Genomic DNA, 16,176 nt, shown 5'->3' on the forward strand with positions numbered 1-16,176 from the left:
TCGCGACCGGAGCTGCCATTGGGCGGGAGTGCAGTCTAGGACGATCGGTGAACCCTTGCTGGCGATGCTTCGCGTCGGGCACGGGCTGATGGGTTGCACAAGAAAAAAGCCGCGGGGCCGAAAAAACGGCCCTGCGGCTTCCTCAGCGTGCGCTTTGACGACGCGTCACACGGCATGTGGCTTTCAATCGATGAGCCCGATGTGCATGTAGTCCTGCGTGTTTGCATTCACGCGTGCGCCGACGATGACCGCCAGGTGCTTGCTTTGCATCGACACGAAATGGTCGTTCGCGTTGGTTGTGCTGGTCGCGAAACGCAGGCCGACGGGGTCGGCGGGATTCTGGGCGCGAAGCTGGAGAACTTGCGTGCCAGTCGCGCCATTGGGCTGCACAAACTCCGTGCTGTAGCGCAGGGTGTCGATGCTTGCCGCGCCGTAGGTTCCGCGCGTGGATGCCCCGCGGGCCATCACGCTGGGCCACGAGGTCACGTCGGGTAGTCCGATGCGGAACACCTGCGCTTGTTCGTTGTCATCGAAGCCGAGCCGGAAATACACGTTCTGGCCGCCGATGCGTGCCATGTAGAAGGGAACGTCCTTCACCGGTGCGGCGCTCGTTGAAAACAGGGCAGTGACCGTCCAGGTTTCGGGGTTCGCGCCGGGCGCGATGGCGAACTTGCGCCGGTATTCAGCCGGGCACTGATCGATGGGATAGATCACCCAGCTGTTGCAACTCTCCAGCAGCCTGCCACCGTCATGGATCTTGAATGACAGCATCGATGTATCGGCGACGCCTGCCGTGCTGCGCATGGCGCTCAGGCGGTTGAAGGTTCCATCCAGGTCCGCCTGCGTCGTCACGAAAGTGCGGACTGCAACGAAGGGCTGCACCGCGTAGGTCGATGGGTCCGGGAAAGGAACCGCAAAGGGAAACCCTCCAACGATGGTGTCCGCCGACACGCGGAATTTCGCGGTGTTCGTCGTGCCCGTGACGCGGTCGCTGACAAAGGAGAAGGTGCTGCGATCGCTCGCGTCCACCTCGATCTGGCCACTGGCGACGCTGCCAGTCTCGTCCGCCATTTGATAGGTCCTGGCATCGAAGTCGATGGTCAGTGTGTGCACCGTTCCGTTCGTGGCCAACACCCGGTATTTGCCGTTGAGCGGATTGGAAGGCGCGAAAGTGAAGTTCACTGACTGGCTTGACACTGCATCGCCCGAAGGCTTGGCCGTCACAGATAAGCTCGTGCCCTGCGCGACAGTCTTGATGAACTGCGACGACCATTTGCCGCCAGTCACGACGGGGCTTCGCAGGGTGATCGCCCCGGCTGTCGCGCTGCTTGTGCTCCAGTCGGCAGGCACATTGGGGACGATATCCACCTGGTCACCGGACTTGACGGCGATTTGTCCTGACGCATCCGGGGTGGTCCCCACGCCGTTGATGAAGACGCTCACGGCCAATTTCACAGGTGTTGCGGGGGGCGCCGGCGTGACGGGAGTCACTGGCACCCCGGGCGTCACGGGCGTCGCAGGCGTCACGGGCGTCACGGGCGTCACGGGCGTCACGGGCATCACGGGTGTTACGGGTGTCACGGGCGTTGTGGGCGTTGTGGACCCCCCAGGTGTCGCCGCCTGCGTCGTGGGCGCCGAAGACTCAGCAGTGACTCCTTGGGCTGGGCCTTCGCCGCTGCTGCCTGCCCCTCCGCCACCGCCGCCAGCGCCGCCACCGCCACCGCCGCCAGCGCCACCGCCGCCGCACCCCGCAAGGGCGATGCTCACCATCACTGCTCCAATGAGCGGATTCGAATACTTCATGTCAATCCCTGCCTGTTTCGCGTCTCTGTTGGCGCTTGTCGCGCGGATGGACTCCCCACGCGAGGAGTCCGACGCTCAGGGTAGGGACGGCCAGGACGTCGACGCGTAGGCGAAATCTCGCTGGCTCGCGAGATTTGCGGAAAGCAGCCCGCCGACGTGCATTACTGCCGCCTCGCCTACAATGCCGCTTCCGAGGAGCGTTGCAGCGCCGTCAGGCGTGAGGCTCGGACCACATCGCAACCACGCTCGCCCGCTGTTCCCGCGGGGAGTTTTCCCCCTGATTGCAGCGGCCTCTTTCAAACTTGCTTTGGAGCCGTCATGAGCGCAATTCTCAAACCCACCCCTGTAGCCACCGCCGACCAGGCGATCGCCGACCTGTCGCTTGCCGCTTGGGGTCGCAAGGAAATCCGCATTGCGGAAACCGAAATGCCGGGCCTGATGGCCATCCGCGAGGAGTTCTCGAAGGCGCAGCCGCTCAAGGGCGCACGCATCACCGGCTCGCTGCACATGACGATCCAGACCGCGGTGCTGATCGAGACGCTGCAAGCCCTTGGCGCGCAAGTGCGCTGGGCCTCGTGCAACATTTTCTCGACGCAGGACCATGCCGCCGCCGCCATCGCCGCCGCCGGCACGCCGGTGTTCGCGATCAAGGGCGAGTCGCTGAAGGACTACTGGGACTACACGCACGCGATCTTCGACTTCGGCCCCAAGGGCACGAAGGCCGAGGGCCCGAACATGATCCTGGACGACGGCGGCGACGCCACGTTGTTGATGCACCTGGGCCAGCGCGCCGAGAAGGACCTGGGCGTGCTCGCCAACCCGACCAGCGAGGAAGAGCGCATCCTCTACGCCGCCATCAAGGCCAAGCTCGCTGTCGACAGCACCTGGTACACCCGCAAGTCGGCCGAAATCATCGGCGTGACCGAAGAAACCACCACCGGTGTGCACCGCCTCAATGAAATGTCGGCCAAGGGCACGCTGCTGTTCCGCGCCATCAACGTGAACGACTCGGTCACCAAGAGCAAGTTCGACAACCTCTATGGCTGCCGCGAATCGCTGGTCGACGGCATCAAGCGCGCCACCGACGTGATGATCGCCGGCAAGGTCGCCTGCGTGGCCGGCTATGGCGACGTGGGCAAGGGTTCGGCGCAGGCGCTGCGTGCCCTGAGCGCGCAGGTGTGGGTCACCGAGATCGACCCCATCAACGCGCTGCAGGCCGCGATGGAAGGCTACAAGGTCGTGACGATGGAATACGCCGCCGACAAGGCCGACATCTTCGTGACCACCACCGGCAACAAGGACGTCATTCGCCACGAGCACATGGCCGCGATGAAGGACCAGGCCATCGTCTGCAACATCGGCCACTTCGACAACGAGATCGACGTCGCGTCGATCGAGAAGTACGAGTGGGAAGAGATCAAGCCGCAGGTCGACCACATCACCTTCCCCGATGGCAAGAAGATCATTCTGCTGGCCAAGGGCCGCCTGGTGAACCTGGGCTGCGGCACGGGCCATCCGAGCTTCGTGATGTCGTCTTCGTTCGCGAACCAGACCATTGCGCAGATCGAGCTGTTCACCAAGCAGGACGCCTATCAGGCCGGCAAGGTCTACGTGCTGCCCAAGCACCTCGACGAAAAGGTCGCACGCCTGCACCTGAAGAAGGTCGGCGCGATGCTGACCGAACTTACGGACGAGCAGGCCGCGTACATCGGCGTGAGCAAGAACGGTCCCTACAAGGCCGACACGTACCGCTACTGATCGGCAAAGCACGGCCAACGTGCGCGCAGATCAACTACTTGTCGAACGCGGACTCGCCGCATCCCGCTCGCAGGCCGCAAGGCTCATCGCGGGCGGCGTGCGGTGGCGTCTCGCGCGCGCTGCGGTGCAGGACGATTCGCCCTGGCGCACTGTCGCCAAGAACGGCGACGACGTGCCTGAAGCGGCCCAGCTCGAACTGGTCGACGCCGCGGAGGCGCGCTATGTGTCGCGCGGTGGTCTCAAGCTCGAAGGCGCGTTGCGCGCAAGCGGGATCGATGCTTCAGGCAAGCGCTGTCTCGACGTGGGCCAGTCCACGGGCGGCTTCACCGACTGCCTGCTCCAGCACGGGGCAGCACACGTGGTGGGCGTCGATGTCGGGCACGGCCAGCTGCACGCGCGGATTCGCGCCGATGCACGTGTTACGCCAATCGAGAAGGTGAACGCCCGCGCACTGCGCGTGGAAGATTTAACGTCTGCCGGCGATAGCGGCGCGGGATTTGATCTGGTGGTAGGCGATTTGTCGTTCATCTCCCTCACACTCGTGCTCCCCGCGATCGCGCCACTGCTGGCGCCGCGCGGAGCGCTCCTGATGCTGGTCAAGCCGCAGTTCGAACTGCAGCCGGCGCAGGTCGGCAAGGGCGGCATCGTGCGGGACACGACGCTGTACCCGCAAGTCGAGCGCCGCTTGCGCGATGCCTGCAAGCAATCGGGATTGAATGTGGCGGGCTGGCACGACAGCGCCATCGTCGGCGGTGATGGAAACCGCGAGTTTTTTATTCATGCTGTCCCACGAGGCAGCAACTGAGGAGGTGCAAGTGCAACAAATTCCATTGAGCTTCGAGTTCTATCCGACCAAGACGCCTGAAGGCGCGGTCAAGCTTCGTGCAGTGCGCCAGCAGCTGTACGCCATGCGGCCGGAGTTCTGTTCCGTCACCTATGGCGCTGGCGGCTCCACGCATGCGGGCACCTTTGGCGCGGTCGGCGAGATCCTGTCGGAAGGCGTGGACGCGGCATGCCACTTCTCGTGCGTCGGCGCGACGCGCGCGACGGTCCGCACGCAGCTGGCCGAACTCAAGGCCATGGGCGTCAAGCGCCTGGTCGCCTTGCGGGGCGATTTGCCCAGCGGCTATGGCCTGGGCGGCGAATTTCACTTCGCAAGCGATCTGGTGGCCTTCATCCGCGCGGAAACCGGCGATGAGTTCCACATCGAAGTGGCGTGCTATCCGGAAGTGCATCCGCAAGCACGTTCGCCTGAGGCGGATCTGCAGGCTTTCGCGGCCAAGGCCCGGGCGGGTGCCGATTCCGCGATCACGCAGTACTTTTTCAGCCCCGAGGCCTACTTCCGGTTCATCGACGATTCGCGCAACATCGGCCTCGATCTGCCGATCGTGCCGGGCGTGATGCCCATCACGAGCTCCACGCAGCTGATGCGCTTCTCGGACGCATGCGGCGCCGAGATTCCGCGCTGGATCCGCTTGCGGCTGCAAGGCTATGGCGACGATGTCGAGTCGATCAAGGCCTTCGGCCTGGACGTGGTGACCGCACTGTGCGAGCGCCTGGTAGCGGGAGGCGCCCCGGCGCTGCACTTCTACACGATGAATCAGTCGGTCGCCACGCTGGGCGTGTTGAAGCGACTGGGCTGGAAGCCATGATGTCCATTCGCTGCGCCTTGAAGGCTGCAGCGGTGGTGGTCGTGGCGGGCTTCTTGAGTGCTTGCGGCATGCAGGGTCCGCTGGGCACGGGCGAGGAGGGCGGGCAACCCAAGTTGCGGCCCTTGGCCCAGCAGCCGGCGGTTCCGGCCGGCGCCCCCCGCTCCCGCGTGCCGGCGGTCAACTACGAGTTGACAACCCCGGGTGCCGGCGAAGACATGCCCGACGACGGCGTTCCCGGCGACAAGGAGCCGCGCGAAATCTTCGAGCGTGGCGGTGCTTCCTGGTACGGCATCCAGTTTCACCAGCGCAAGACCGCCAATGGCGAGCGCTTCGACATGGGCGCCATGACGGCCGCCCACAAGACCCTGCCCTTCAACACCCGCGTGTGCGTGCGCAGCCTCGTCAATGGACGCGAGGTGCTTGTGCGCATCAACGATCGGGGGCCTTACGCCAGCGGGCGGATCATCGACTTGAGCCGCGCCGCGGCGGAGGAGCTCGGCATGATCGGCCTGGGCATCAAGCAGGTGGCACTGTCGATCGTTGATCGCGAGGGCATGCGCTGTGGCGGCGAGGCCGCCGCGCCGGCCGAACTCACGACCGTGGAGCCGGGTGGCCCGCGCACGACCCGGAAGAAGGTGTTTGTAAATCCCCGGCAACGGCGCTGAATCAGCCCCCGGAATCCAGCGAGAAGCTGGCATTGCGATCCTGGCCGAGGACCGCGACGAGCTGCGGAAGCGCCTCGGCCAGCTGCGCCTTCAAGGTGAAGGGGGGATTGATCAGGAACATGCCGCTGGCCGGCAGCCCCGGTCGGCGTGTTTCGCCGGTGGGTGCCGTCGTGATCTTGCTGGACTTCACCGTCAGCGTGGCATGCAGCCACGATTTCCCGGCCTTGGTCGCGAGTGTCTTGAGCCGGCGCGGCAGGTCGTGGGCCTCGGGTCGCGGAATGATCGGGTACCAGACCGCGTAGGTGCCCGTCGCGAAGCGCTTCAACGCTTCCGCGATGAAGTCGGCGACGCGGCCGTAATCGATCTTCATCTCGTAGCTGGGGTCGCACAGCACCAGCGCGCGACGCGAGGGCGGCGGCAGGAATTTGGTTGCACTGCCAAAACCGTCTTCCCTGAGGATCGCGATCTGTCGTCCCGCTTCGAGTTGCGCGATGTTGGCGTCGAGCGTGCGCGCGTCGGTGGGATGCAGTTCGAAAAGCTTGAGCTTGTCATGGTCGCGCAGCAGGTGATGCACGATGAACGGCGAGCCCGGATAAATGCGCGTGCTGCCCTTGGGATTGAAATCGCGCAGCACCTCCAGGTAGCGCTGGATCGCCGGCGCAAACTCCGCCGGCGCGCCTGGCGAACCCTTGCTTGCCAGCAGGCGGGTGATTCCCTGGGCCGCTTCGCCACTGGTGCCGGCGTAGTCGCCGTCCAGCCGGTACAGGCCCGCGCCCGCGTGCGTGTCCACGACGGTGAGCGCTGCATCCTTTTCGAGCAGGTATTCGAGCGTGGCGATCAGCACCGTGTGCTTGAGCACATCGGCGTGGTTTCCGGCGTGGAAGGCGTGACGGTAGCTAAACATGATGGGAAATAGTGCCTCGGCTGGTGCGAAGGAGACCTCTACATTTGACGTTCAACAAAGAGAGTCAAAGGCAGTGGGGAATGGGCAGGGAGAACTGGCGATTTTGGGGCCTGGGCATTTGCGTGGCCGCACTGTCTATTTTGACGGGCTGCGCGTCCGTCACGCACGGCACTACGCAATCCGTGAAGATCGACACCCGCACGCAGGGCGGCGAAGTGATCCAGGGCGTCGAGTGCCGAGTCAGCAACGACCGGGGCGGGCAAAGCACCGCATTGTCCGGGCAAAGTGTTCAGGTGCGGCGCTCTGGTGGCAACCTGAGCATCGATTGCGCGCAGGCCGGCCTGCCGCCGGCCAAGGGCACGGTGGTGTCGCACATCAACGCCGGAATCGTGGGCAATGTGCTTCTTGGCGGCGTGGTGGGGGCCGCCATTGACGCAGGCACCGGTGCAGGTTTCAGTTATCCCGGCTGGCTGCAGCTGGTCTTCGGCGAGATCCGGCGGTTTGAAGGGATGGGTCCCTCGGGCAATGCCGCGATGTCGGGCACCGTGCAGGGCACGACGACCCTGGCCGACGCCGCCCCGGCAGCCGGCACCAAGGCCTCATCCGGAGAGCCGAAGCTCGGCGCCGCGCCAGCGTCGGTGGATGGCCCGGGAATCAAGGCACCCTTGCGTCGTGGCGATACCCTTGAATACGAGCTTGTCGATGAAATGACGGGCAATCGCGCGCCGGTCCTCTACCGGCTCGACCGCATCGAGGGAGATCAAATGGTCTTCAACATGGGCGCGCGGGTGGAGCAGGCCAATGGACGTCTTGTTTCAATTCGAACGCCTTCCGCCGGCCTGTTCGACTCGGCGTCGCCGCCGGGTGGATGGGTTTCGACGGGCGGCTTGCGTGCAGGAACGTCGTGGAATGAGGAATATCCGAAACACCGCTTCAACGCGACGGTGGTCGGCGAAGAATCGACAAAGGTCGGTGGAGAGATGCTGCAAGTCGTGCGGATCGACTACGACGGGTGGATGGCAACTTCGCCGGGGACCATCGCATTGCGAAATGTGCCCATGGCGGCAACGGCCTGGTACTCACCGGATTTGAAGCGGGTGGTTCGCTTCGACATCCAGGCCATGAACTCGACGGCGCCTTCAAAAGAGTCGCTTCAGCTGAAAAGAGTCCTGCGATACTGATTTCGTGTCAAAAATCGCCGAGCGGGCTATAATCGAGGGCTTCGCAGCGCTTTTGTGGCCCCGCGGCGAAGATGCCTGCAGCCATCCCGCCAACGGCAACTCCCACCTAAGAGATTCCCAAAAGAGGAACACCGACCGTGGAAAAGGGCCCGCCAAACCCTCTTTTCAAGAGAAAAACTCATGACCAAAACGTTCAGCGCCAAACCCGCTGACGTGACGCACGAGTGGTTTGTGATTGACGCGACCGACAAGGTCCTCGGACGAGTAGCCAGCGAAGTTGCTCTCCGTTTGCGCGGCAAACACAAGGCCATTTACACGCCTCACGTCGATACCGGTGACTTCATCGTCATCATCAATGCAGCCCAGCTGCGCGTCACCGGCGCCAAGTCCCTGGACAAGGTGTACTACCGTCACTCGGGCTACCCGGGCGGTATCACGGCGACCAACTTCCGCGACATGCAATCCAAGCACCCGGGCCGCGCCCTGGAAAAGGCTGTCAAGGGCATGCTGCCCAAGGGCCCGCTTGGCTACGCGATGATCAAGAAACTCAAGGTGTACGGCGGCGCAGAGCACCCGCATACCGCCCAACAGCCCAAAGTGCTGGAACTGTAAGGAGCCTTGAGAATGATTGGTGAATGGAACAATGGCACCGGCCGTCGCAAATCCAGCGTCGCCCGCGTGTTTCTGAAAAAGGGCACCGGCCAGATCACGGTCAATGGCAAGGACATTCAGGCCTACTTCGGCCGCGAAACCTCCATCATGATCGCGAAGCAGCCGCTGTACCTCACGGGCAATGCCGAAGCTTTCGACATCCAGGTGAACGTGCATGGTGGTGGTGAATCCGGCCAGGCCGGCGCAACCCGCCACGGCATCACCCGCGCCCTGATCGACTACGACGCGGCCCTCAAGCCGGTGCTGAGCCAGGCTGGCTTCGTCACCCGCGACGCCCGCGAAGTCGAGCGTAAGAAGGTCGGCTTGCACTCCGCACGCCGTCGCAAGCAGTTCTCGAAGCGTTAAGCTTCGCTGCTGCCAGCAAAAGACCGCCTTCGGGCGGTTTTTTTATGGTTGGAGTAGCATCTGTTCATTGGCCGAACGTTTCCAGCGGATTGGCCCCCTCACAGGAGTCCCTCGCATGAGTGCTGTTGCCGAAAATATCCAGACCCAGATGCCCGAACCGATCCTCTTCACCGACAGCGCTGCTGCCAAGGTGGCAGACCTGATCGCCGAAGAAGGCAACCCCGACCTGAAGCTGCGCGTGTTCGTGCAAGGCGGCGGGTGCTCGGGCTTCCAGTACGGTTTCACCTTCGATGAAATCACCAACGAAGACGACACGACCATGACCAAGAACGGCGTGTCGCTGTTGATCGATGCCATGAGCTACCAGTATTTGGTCGGCGCCGAGATCGACTACAAGGAAGACCTGCAAGGCGCACAGTTCGTGATCAAGAATCCGAATGCGACCAGCACCTGTGGCTGCGGCTCGAGCTTCTCCGCCTGAGCTTGTTTTCCACCCGTTTCCTGCCAAAGCCGCCTCCGGGCGGCTTTTTGCTGCCTGCTCTGACGGTGGGGCGGCACTGAGATGGCCGAGGGCACCGTCAAGACCCAAAAGAGCCTGTTGTGGCTTGTTGCCGTCGGCTTCTTCATGCAGACGCTGGACGGCACCATCATCAACACCGCGCTGCCGGCGATGGCCGCCAGCCTGGGCGAAAGCCCGTTGCGCATGCAATCCGTCATCGTGGCTTATGCGCTCACGATGGCGATGCTGATTCCTGCGTCAGGCTGGATTGCCGATCGTTTCGGGACCCGGCGCGTGTTCTTTGGCGCCATCGTGCTGTTCGTGATCGGGTCGGTCCTTTGTGCCGCGTCGCGGGGGCTGGGGCAGCTGGTGGCGGCGCGCATCCTTCAGGGCCTCGGCGGCGCCATGCTCTTGCCCGTGGGTCGGCTGGCGCTGCTGCGTTCCGTGCCGCGCGACGAGTTTCTGCCGGCCATGAGCTTCGTCGCGATTCCGGGGCTCATCGGGCCGCTGCTCGGGCCGACGCTGGGTGGCTGGCTTGTGCAATACGCGTCGTGGCACTGGATCTTCCTGATCAATGTACCGGTCGGGCTGCTCGGCTGCCTGGCGACCCTGCGCTTCATGCCGGACTTGCGAAGCCCCGTGCGCAGCCGCTTCGATGGGCTTGGCTACGCCATGCTCGCTTTCGGCATGGTGGCCATTTCATTGGCGCTGGACGGCGTCTCCGAGCTTGGTTTGCGCCAGGTGAGCGTCCTGGTCCTCCTCGTTTTCGGCTTTGCCAGCCTCACGGCGTATTGGCTGCATGCGGGGCGCACGCGCGAGCCACTGTTCACGCCTGCGCTGTTTTCCGCACCGACGTTCAATGTCGGCTTGCTCGGCAACCTGTTCTCGCGCCTTGGCAGTGGCTGCATGCCCTTCCTGGTGCCGCTCCTGCTGCAGGTCTCGATGGGATATTCGCCACTGCGTGCGGGCATGATGATGTTGCCCATTGCGCTCGCGGGCATGGCCATGAAGCGCTTTGCGACGCCGCTCATCCTGCGATGGGGCTATCGGCGCGTGCTGGTCGTCAACACCGTGCTGGTGGGCTTGACGATGGCAAGCCTGGCGCTTTCCAGTCCGGGCCAGCCGGTGGCCCTGCAGGTGGTCCAGCTCATGTGCTTCGGCGCCGTGAATTCGCTTCAGTTCACGGCCATGAACACCGTCACCCTGCGCGATCTGGATGCCGGCATGGCCAGCAGCGGCAACAGCCTCTTCTCGATGGTGCAGATGCTGGCCATGAGCCTCGGCGTGGCGGCGGCGAGTTCGGTCCTGTCGGGGTACACGGGGGTGTTCGGACCGGCGGCGCCAGACACCTTGCGCGCGTTTCAGGCAACCTTTGCGACGATGGGCTTCGTCACCGTGGCGTCAGCGCTCATCTTCTGGCATCTGCCGGCCGAGGCGCGGGCGGTGCAGCCTGAGCCGCCAGAGGTGTCCGGGCAGGGCTGAGATGCCTGCCGGTGCCTTGCTGTTCAGGCGCGGTAAAGGCCGCCGAGCACGCGTTCGCCACGCGCGCCCGTGACGCTGGCAAGGTTGCCCGGCTTGCGGTTGACGGTCGCTTGGGCGAGCCACGCAAAGGCGGCCGCTTCGACTTCCTGCGGCGGCAGGCCGCTCAGGGCAGACGACTCGACCTTGACCGACGGCAGCAACGCCCGCAGGCGCGCCATGAGGTGGTCGTTCATGGCGCCACCTCCGCAGACGATCAGTTGGCTGCTCGCCGGCGCGTGGCGCGTCAGGCTCGACGCGCAGGTGGTGGCCGTCAGTTCAGCCAGCGTCGCCTGCACGTCCGCCGGCGCGCCGTACGACGATCCCAGACGCGACGCGAGCCAGGTGGGGTTGAACAAGTCCCGTCCGGTGCTCTTGGGGGGGGATTTGGCAAAGAAGGGTTCGCTCAGCAGGCGCGCCAGCAACTCCGGCATCACCTTGCCGCTCGCGGCCCACCGACCTGCCGCGTCGTAAGGCTGGCCCAGATGGCTCTGGCACCAATGGTCCATGAGCGCGTTGCCCGGGCCGCAATCGAAGCCCAGGACAGTCGATGCGCCTTGCGCGGAACCCGGCGGCAGCAGGCTCAGATTCGAAATGCCGCCAATGTTGAGGACGGCAACCGCTTGGTCCGGACGGGAAAACACGGCGCGGTGAAAGGCCGGCACCAGCGGCGCACCTTGACCACCCGCGGCGAGATCGCGGCTCCGAAAGTCCGCGACCACGTCAATGCCCGTCAATTCGGCCAGCAAGGCGGGATTGTTGATTTGCAGCGTGTACCCGACGTCGTCCATTTCCAGCGGCCGATGGCGCACCGTCTGGCCATGTGCGCCGATCGCGATGACGGACTGGGGCGCTGCCTTCGCATGCGCGAGCAACTGGTGAGTGACCTCGGCATACACCCGCGCAAGCGCGTTGCCCGCCAAAGCTGCGCGGTGCAGTTCGTCGACGCCGCCCGGTGAATTCAACGCCAGCAGTTCGGCGCGCAAGCCGGCCGAAAAGGGCGCACTTGCATGGCCCAGCACGGCAATGCCCGAATCGGAGAAATCCGCCAGTACCCCGTCGACACCGTCGAGCGAGGTGCCAGACATCAAGCCGACGTAGAGCTCAGCCATGTCGGGTGCGTCAAACTGCGCTGGAGATCGCGCCAGGCGCTTATTCGGCCTGGGCCTGGGTGACCGAGAAGGCCGCCGCCAGTTCGGACTGCGCGTTGCGCGCAATCACTTCAAACGCTGGTCGGGCCGAGGCGCTGATGGTTGTCGCGCCATCCTGCTGGGCAATCAACGACGGGTCCTGGTATTCGCCGTTGACCCGGAATTCGAAATGCAGGTGCGGGCCCGTCGCCCAGCCCGTGGAGCCCACGGCGCCGATGAACTGGCTCTGCGTCACGCTTTGGCCCAGCTTGACGTCGATGCTGCTCAAATGCGCATAGACGGTGCTCTGGTTGTTGGCGTGCTTGATGATCACGATGTTGCCGTAACCGCTTTGCTGGCCTGCGAATTCGACGACGCCATCGCCCACGCTGCGAACGGGCGTTCCGCTGGGTGCCGCGAAATCGACGCCGTTGTGCTGGCGCCAGGTGTTGAAGATGGGATGCGTACGCATCTCGAAACCGCTGGAAATTCGCGAGAACTCGACGGGCGAGCTCAGGTAGGCGCGGCGCAGGCTCTCGCCATTGGGGCGGAAGTAGCCGCCCTTGCGGCCCGGCTCCTGGAACCACACCGCGCGCGCCACCCGGCCACCGCTCTCGATTTCGGCCGACAGCACGCGCCCGGTGCGCAGCGTCTGGCCTTCAGCTTCGAAGGTCTCGTAGACGACGGCGAAGCGGTCGCCCTTGCCCAGCTTGCGGAAATCGACGCCGTCCGAGAAAACGTCGGCCAACTGGCTTGCCACGGCGTCCGGAATGCCGGCGTCGTCGACCGCCGCGAAGAACGAGCCGCGGACCACGCCGCTGGCCAGGCGCGAAGAACTCGTCAGCGCATCGACCTCGGTGCGAACGGCGAAAGCGCCATTCTTGCGCTCCATGACAATGCGCTGGAATCCGCCGTTGCCGTCGGGAATCCAGCGGGCGCTGATGCGTTGGAGCTTGCTGTCCTGGGTGGCCTCCGCCGTGACCGTGCGTCCGGCGCGGCTCAGGATGCCCGTGCGCGCCTGCGCGTTGGAGCGCAGGAAGGCCACGGCCTGCGCATCGGAGATGCCCAAGCGCTTCAGCAGGGCTTCAGCCGTGTCGCTGGAACGCGTGACTTCACTGCGAAAGAGTGTGAAGTTGAAGGAATCGAGCGCATCCGTTTGTGCGGCGATCGGCAACGTGGGCACGGATTCGAGAACGCGACGCACAGGCACATCGGCGGTGGCGGGACCCAGCGACGCCACAGCAAATGCGCCACCACCGGCGCAAAGCAAAAGCGCGCCAATGGCAGCGGTGATGTGACGCGGGTAGGTCTTGACCGCGTGGGCGAAGCGGGCAGCGAGCAACTCTTCGGCAGCGAGAATACCGTTGATCAAACTAGAAAATCCAGATTCGGTTTGGCAAACCCGTGAGGCAATGGACCCGGAAACAACGGCCCCCAGCACGGCGTGAGAAGGAGCGCCGCTTAGAATCCAGCGCTCGAAAAGAGAGGCCAAGTATAGCTTTGGCTGTAAGTGAAATTAGACAAAACGTCTGGTAAAGGTCAAATGAAAGCCGATTCAGCTAGCGCAAAAGCCATTTCCGACGGGGTAGGACAGGCGCTCGAAGTAACGTTGCGCGGGACTGACGAGCTTTTGCCGCAAGACGAGTGGGTTCGCAAGCTCCAGCGCTCGGAAGCCACGGGGCAGCCGCTTCGCATCAAGCTCGGGCTGGACCCTACCGCGCCGGACATCCACGTCGGTCACACGGTGGTGCTCAACAAGATGCGCCAACTGCAGGACCTCGGGCACACGGTCATCTTCCTGATTGGCGACTTCACGACAACCATCGGAGATCCGTCCGGGCGAAATTCCACCCGGCCACCGCTCACCCGCGAGCAGATCGAAGCCAACGCCCAGACCTACTATCGACAGGCCAGCCTGGTGCTGGACCCGTCGAAAACCGAGATTCGCTACAACTCCGAGTGGAGCGATCCGCTGGGTGCGCGCGGCATGATCCAGCTGGCGGCCAAGTACACCGTCGCCCGGATGATGGAGCGCGACGATTTCAGCAAGCGCTTCAAGGCCGGACAGTCGATTTCCGTGCATGAGTTCCTTTACCCGCTGATGCAGGGCTACGACTCGGTGGCGCTCAAGTCGGACCTGGAACTTGGCGGCACCGACCAGAAATTCAATCTGCTTGTCGGCCGCCATCTCCAGCAAGAGTATGGCCAAGAGCCGCAGTGCATACTCACTATGCCCCTGCTGGAAGGGCTCGATGGCGTCGAGAAGATGTCCAAGAGCAAGAACAACTACATCGGCATCAGCGAAGAGCCGAACAGCATGTTTGCCAAGGTGCTCTCGATTTCCGACACGCTGATGTGGCGCTGGTACACCTTGCTCAGCTTCAGGTCGGTCGCCGAAATTGCCGCGCTGAAGGCGGAAGTGGACGGCGGACGCAACCCCAAGGACGCGAAGGTGGCCTTGGCCAAGGAAATCACGGCTCGCTTTCACAGCGCGCAGGCGGCGGATGCGGCCGAGCAGGACTTCATCAATCGCAGCAAGGGCGGCGTGCCCGATGAAATTCCTGAGGTGGCACTCGGCGGCGCTCCGCTGGGCATCGCCCAGTTGCTGAAGCAGGCGGGACTTGCGCCCTCCACTTCGGAAGGCAACCGGCTGATCGACGGCGGCGGTGTCCGCGTCGATTCGGGCGTGATCTCGGACAAGGGGCTCAAGCTGCCACCTGGCACCTATGTCGTGCAGGTCGGCAAGCGAAAGTTTGCCCGCGTCACGCTCGGCGCCTGATCCCTCAAGCCCCGGGCGTCGGGGCTTTCAGGTTCTTCTCAACGAACGACGATCACGACGCGCCGGTTGCGCGGTTCGTCCACGTCGGGGCCGGTGGGAACGGCCAGCTCACGCTGGCCGCGGCCAATGGCCTCGACCCGCTGTGCTGGAAACCCGCGGTTGACCAGCAGCAACCGGATCTGTTGTGCACGCCGCAAAGACAGCGCGTCGTTCTGGTCGGCGGTGCCCGTGGTGTCGGTGTGACCCGTGACCGTGATGTCGGCACCCGTGCGGGAGACAGCGGTCGAGAGCACGTTGTCGAGTGCGCGCTGCGAGTCGCTGGTGAGCGTCGTGCCGCCGGCGTCGAAGTACAGGTCGAAGCTCTGCGCCTTGGGCGGGGCCAAGTCGAAGAGCTCCTTGTTGTCGGTACGAACCTTGGCAGCGTCCACACTGTCGACGGTGGGCGCGTTCGCAGTCTTGTTGACCAGCGCCGTTGCACGCTGGTAGGGCTGAGAAATCAGTTGTTCTCCGCCCTTGGTCCGCACGACGACGGCCGACGGCGATCCATCAGGCTGCGGCAACAGCACGACACGCGTTCCGGGCGACGAACAACCGGCCAGCAGCGCTGCGACCAACGTGGCGCAGGCAATGAGCAAACGATGGGTCATCACAGCTTGTCGTCCGCCGTGACGATGAAGTCGGTTCCACGAATTCCGATGGTTGCAGTCTGCGTATCAACGCGGATCGCGTCCGGATGCGTCTTGCCGATGAGGCCCGTGATCATGCGCATCGAACCCCGCAGCAACGCCACGAAGAGGCCGCCATCCTGCGTCCTGGAGTCGAAGTGAAACTCCTTCAAGTCCAGTTGCGACGACGGGCCAACGACCATCGTCGTTCCATCGCGCAGCACGACGCTGGCGCCGCTGTCGGCATCCGTCACGACGCGGTCGATGGGCGCGACAGGGTCGCCGGCCTTCGCATAGCGCGCCTCGCCGGAAGGGCTCAACAGTTGCACCTTGCCCTGTACGGACTTGATGAAACCGGCATGTGCAATGGGGGTGGGCGCTGCAGCCGCCGCTGCTGCAGCCGTGGGCTCGGCGGGGGCCTGTGCAAGCGCAGGAGCGCTGATCAGCAATGCACCCGCGAACCCAATCAATGTATTTTTGTTCAGTTTCAAGATTCCTCCTTGGCTCGCTCAGCCGGGATCAATGGTAAGGCAATCGGCCTCTTTGAACGTCCTTGGATAATTCGGAAATGGCTATTTCCCAGGTGGGTCTTTTCTGTGACATTT

The 16,176-nt window shown here is 64.1% G+C and carries 16 protein-coding genes and 1 riboswitch; of the genes, 10 read left to right on the forward strand and 6 right to left on the reverse strand.

All coding sequences use genetic code 11. The features are described from left to right. Positions 1 to 183: 183 nt before the first annotated feature. Positions 184 to 1,803 (reverse strand): hypothetical protein, encoded by a 1,620-nt coding sequence (locus QTI66_RS22230; protein ID WP_286562078.1) that lies wholly within the window; start codon positions 1,801 to 1,803, stop codon positions 184 to 186. A gap of 187 nt (positions 1,804 to 1,990) precedes the next feature. Beyond that, a riboswitch (S-adenosyl-L-homocysteine riboswitch) is annotated at positions 1,991 to 2,058 on the forward strand. A 63-nt stretch (positions 2,059 to 2,121) separates the two neighbouring features. Here QTI66_RS22230 and ahcY point away from each other — a divergent pair. From ahcY to QTI66_RS22250, 4 genes are read left to right on the forward strand one after another with little or no spacing between them, the layout of a single operon-like run. Then, positions 2,122 to 3,561: an adenosylhomocysteinase gene (gene ahcY / locus QTI66_RS22235; RefSeq protein ID WP_286562079.1), complete on the forward strand. Its 1,440-nt coding sequence runs from the start codon at positions 2,122 to 2,124 to the stop codon at positions 3,559 to 3,561. Positions 3,562 to 3,580: 19 nt separating this feature from the next. After that, positions 3,581 to 4,366, forward strand: a complete 786-nt coding sequence (locus tag QTI66_RS22240) for a TlyA family RNA methyltransferase (RefSeq protein ID WP_286562080.1) — start codon at positions 3,581 to 3,583, stop codon at positions 4,364 to 4,366. Next, on the forward strand, positions 4,341 to 5,213 hold the full coding sequence (locus tag QTI66_RS22245) for a methylenetetrahydrofolate reductase (protein ID WP_286562081.1): 873 nt from the start codon (positions 4,341 to 4,343) through the stop codon (positions 5,211 to 5,213). The genes QTI66_RS22240 and QTI66_RS22245 overlap by 26 nt, the downstream gene beginning before the upstream one ends. After that, positions 5,210 to 5,878, forward strand: coding sequence for a septal ring lytic transglycosylase RlpA family protein (locus tag QTI66_RS22250; RefSeq protein WP_444815035.1), 669 nt, complete (start codon positions 5,210 to 5,212; stop codon positions 5,876 to 5,878). The genes QTI66_RS22245 and QTI66_RS22250 overlap by 4 nt, the downstream gene beginning before the upstream one ends. Before the next feature lies 1 nt (position 5,879). On the opposite strand, the gene QTI66_RS22255 is transcribed toward QTI66_RS22250, so the two are convergent. After that, the gene (locus QTI66_RS22255) at positions 5,880 to 6,782 is read right to left on the reverse strand and encodes a 23S rRNA (adenine(2030)-N(6))-methyltransferase RlmJ (RefSeq protein ID WP_286562082.1); all 903 of its coding nucleotides are present in this window, start codon (positions 6,780 to 6,782) and stop codon (positions 5,880 to 5,882) included. Between the two features lie 11 nt (positions 6,783 to 6,793). On the opposite strand from QTI66_RS22255, the gene QTI66_RS22260 reads away from it, so the two are divergent. From QTI66_RS22260 to mdtD, 5 genes are all read left to right on the forward strand, one after another. After that, positions 6,794 to 7,963: a hypothetical protein gene (locus tag QTI66_RS22260; protein WP_286562083.1), complete on the forward strand. Its 1,170-nt coding sequence runs from the start codon at positions 6,794 to 6,796 to the stop codon at positions 7,961 to 7,963. A gap of 180 nt (positions 7,964 to 8,143) precedes the next feature. Further along, complete coding sequence (gene rplM / locus QTI66_RS22265; RefSeq protein WP_286562084.1) at positions 8,144 to 8,575, forward strand: 50S ribosomal protein L13; 432 nt, start codon at positions 8,144 to 8,146, stop codon at positions 8,573 to 8,575. A gap of 12 nt (positions 8,576 to 8,587) precedes the next feature. Continuing rightward, on the forward strand, positions 8,588 to 8,980 hold the full coding sequence (gene rpsI, locus QTI66_RS22270; protein WP_286562085.1) for a 30S ribosomal protein S9: 393 nt from the start codon (positions 8,588 to 8,590) through the stop codon (positions 8,978 to 8,980). A 115-nt stretch (positions 8,981 to 9,095) separates the two neighbouring features. Continuing rightward, positions 9,096 to 9,461, forward strand: coding sequence for an iron-sulfur cluster insertion protein ErpA (gene erpA / locus QTI66_RS22275; RefSeq protein WP_286562086.1), 366 nt, complete (start codon positions 9,096 to 9,098; stop codon positions 9,459 to 9,461). Positions 9,462 to 9,542: 81 nt separating this feature from the next. Beyond that, positions 9,543 to 10,961: a multidrug transporter subunit MdtD gene (gene mdtD / locus QTI66_RS22280; RefSeq protein WP_286562087.1), complete on the forward strand. Its 1,419-nt coding sequence runs from the start codon at positions 9,543 to 9,545 to the stop codon at positions 10,959 to 10,961. 23 nt (positions 10,962 to 10,984) lie between these two features. Here mdtD and QTI66_RS22285 read toward each other — a convergent pair whose 3' ends face one another. Then, entirely contained in the window at positions 10,985 to 12,109 is a 1,125-nt protein-coding gene (locus tag QTI66_RS22285; RefSeq protein WP_286562089.1) for an anhydro-N-acetylmuramic acid kinase, read from the reverse strand. Positions 12,110 to 12,149: 40 nt separating this feature from the next. Continuing rightward, on the reverse strand, positions 12,150 to 13,499 hold the full coding sequence (locus QTI66_RS22290) for a M23 family metallopeptidase (protein WP_286562480.1): 1,350 nt from the start codon (positions 13,497 to 13,499) through the stop codon (positions 12,150 to 12,152). Positions 13,500 to 13,670: 171 nt separating this feature from the next. On the opposite strand from QTI66_RS22290, the gene tyrS reads away from it, so the two are divergent. After that, positions 13,671 to 14,906 carry a tyrosine--tRNA ligase gene (gene tyrS / locus QTI66_RS22295; RefSeq protein ID WP_286562091.1) on the forward strand — a complete coding sequence of 412 codons (1,236 nt, stop codon included), beginning with the start codon at positions 13,671 to 13,673 and terminating at the stop codon, positions 14,904 to 14,906. Positions 14,907 to 14,944: 38 nt separating this feature from the next. Here the strand turns inward: tyrS and QTI66_RS22300 are convergent, their stop codons facing one another. Further along, complete coding sequence (locus tag QTI66_RS22300; RefSeq protein WP_286562092.1) at positions 14,945 to 15,553, reverse strand: OmpA family protein; 609 nt, start codon at positions 15,551 to 15,553, stop codon at positions 14,945 to 14,947. Then, positions 15,553 to 16,062 carry a FecR family protein gene (locus QTI66_RS22305; protein ID WP_286562093.1) on the reverse strand — a complete coding sequence of 170 codons (510 nt, stop codon included), beginning with the start codon at positions 16,060 to 16,062 and terminating at the stop codon, positions 15,553 to 15,555. The genes QTI66_RS22300 and QTI66_RS22305 overlap by 1 nt, the downstream gene beginning before the upstream one ends. Positions 16,063 to 16,176 lie beyond the last annotated feature (114 nt).

It is taken from the genome of Variovorax brevis (assembly GCF_030317105.1).
In the GTDB taxonomy this organism is placed as follows: Bacteria; Pseudomonadota; Gammaproteobacteria; order Burkholderiales; family Burkholderiaceae_C; genus Variovorax; species Variovorax brevis.

Bases quoted from the DNA above. Each gene is read 5' to 3' on its own strand.
- QTI66_RS22245 (WP_286562081.1), top strand. From the start codon at position 4,341: ATGCTGTCCCACGAGGCAGCAACTGAGGAGGTGCAAGTGCAACAAATT.
- tyrS (WP_286562091.1), top strand. From the start codon at position 13,671: ATGAAAGCCGATTCAGCTAGCGCAAAAGCCATTTCCGACGGGGTAGGA.
- QTI66_RS22250 (WP_444815035.1), top strand. From the start codon at position 5,210: ATGATGTCCATTCGCTGCGCCTTGAAGGCTGCAGCGGTGGTGGTCGTG.
- rpsI (WP_286562085.1), top strand. From the start codon at position 8,588: ATGATTGGTGAATGGAACAATGGCACCGGCCGTCGCAAATCCAGCGTC.
- QTI66_RS22300 (WP_286562092.1), bottom strand. From the start codon at position 15,553: ATGACCCATCGTTTGCTCATTGCCTGCGCCACGTTGGTCGCAGCGCTG.
- mdtD (WP_286562087.1), top strand. From the start codon at position 9,543: ATGGCCGAGGGCACCGTCAAGACCCAAAAGAGCCTGTTGTGGCTTGTT.
- QTI66_RS22230 (WP_286562078.1), bottom strand. From the start codon at position 1,803: ATGAAGTATTCGAATCCGCTCATTGGAGCAGTGATGGTGAGCATCGCC.
- QTI66_RS22255 (WP_286562082.1), bottom strand. From the start codon at position 6,782: ATGTTTAGCTACCGTCACGCCTTCCACGCCGGAAACCACGCCGATGTG.
- QTI66_RS22285 (WP_286562089.1), bottom strand. From the start codon at position 12,109: ATGGCTGAGCTCTACGTCGGCTTGATGTCTGGCACCTCGCTCGACGGT.
- ahcY (WP_286562079.1), top strand. From the start codon at position 2,122: ATGAGCGCAATTCTCAAACCCACCCCTGTAGCCACCGCCGACCAGGCG.
- rplM (WP_286562084.1), top strand. From the start codon at position 8,144: ATGACCAAAACGTTCAGCGCCAAACCCGCTGACGTGACGCACGAGTGG.
- erpA (WP_286562086.1), top strand. From the start codon at position 9,096: ATGAGTGCTGTTGCCGAAAATATCCAGACCCAGATGCCCGAACCGATC.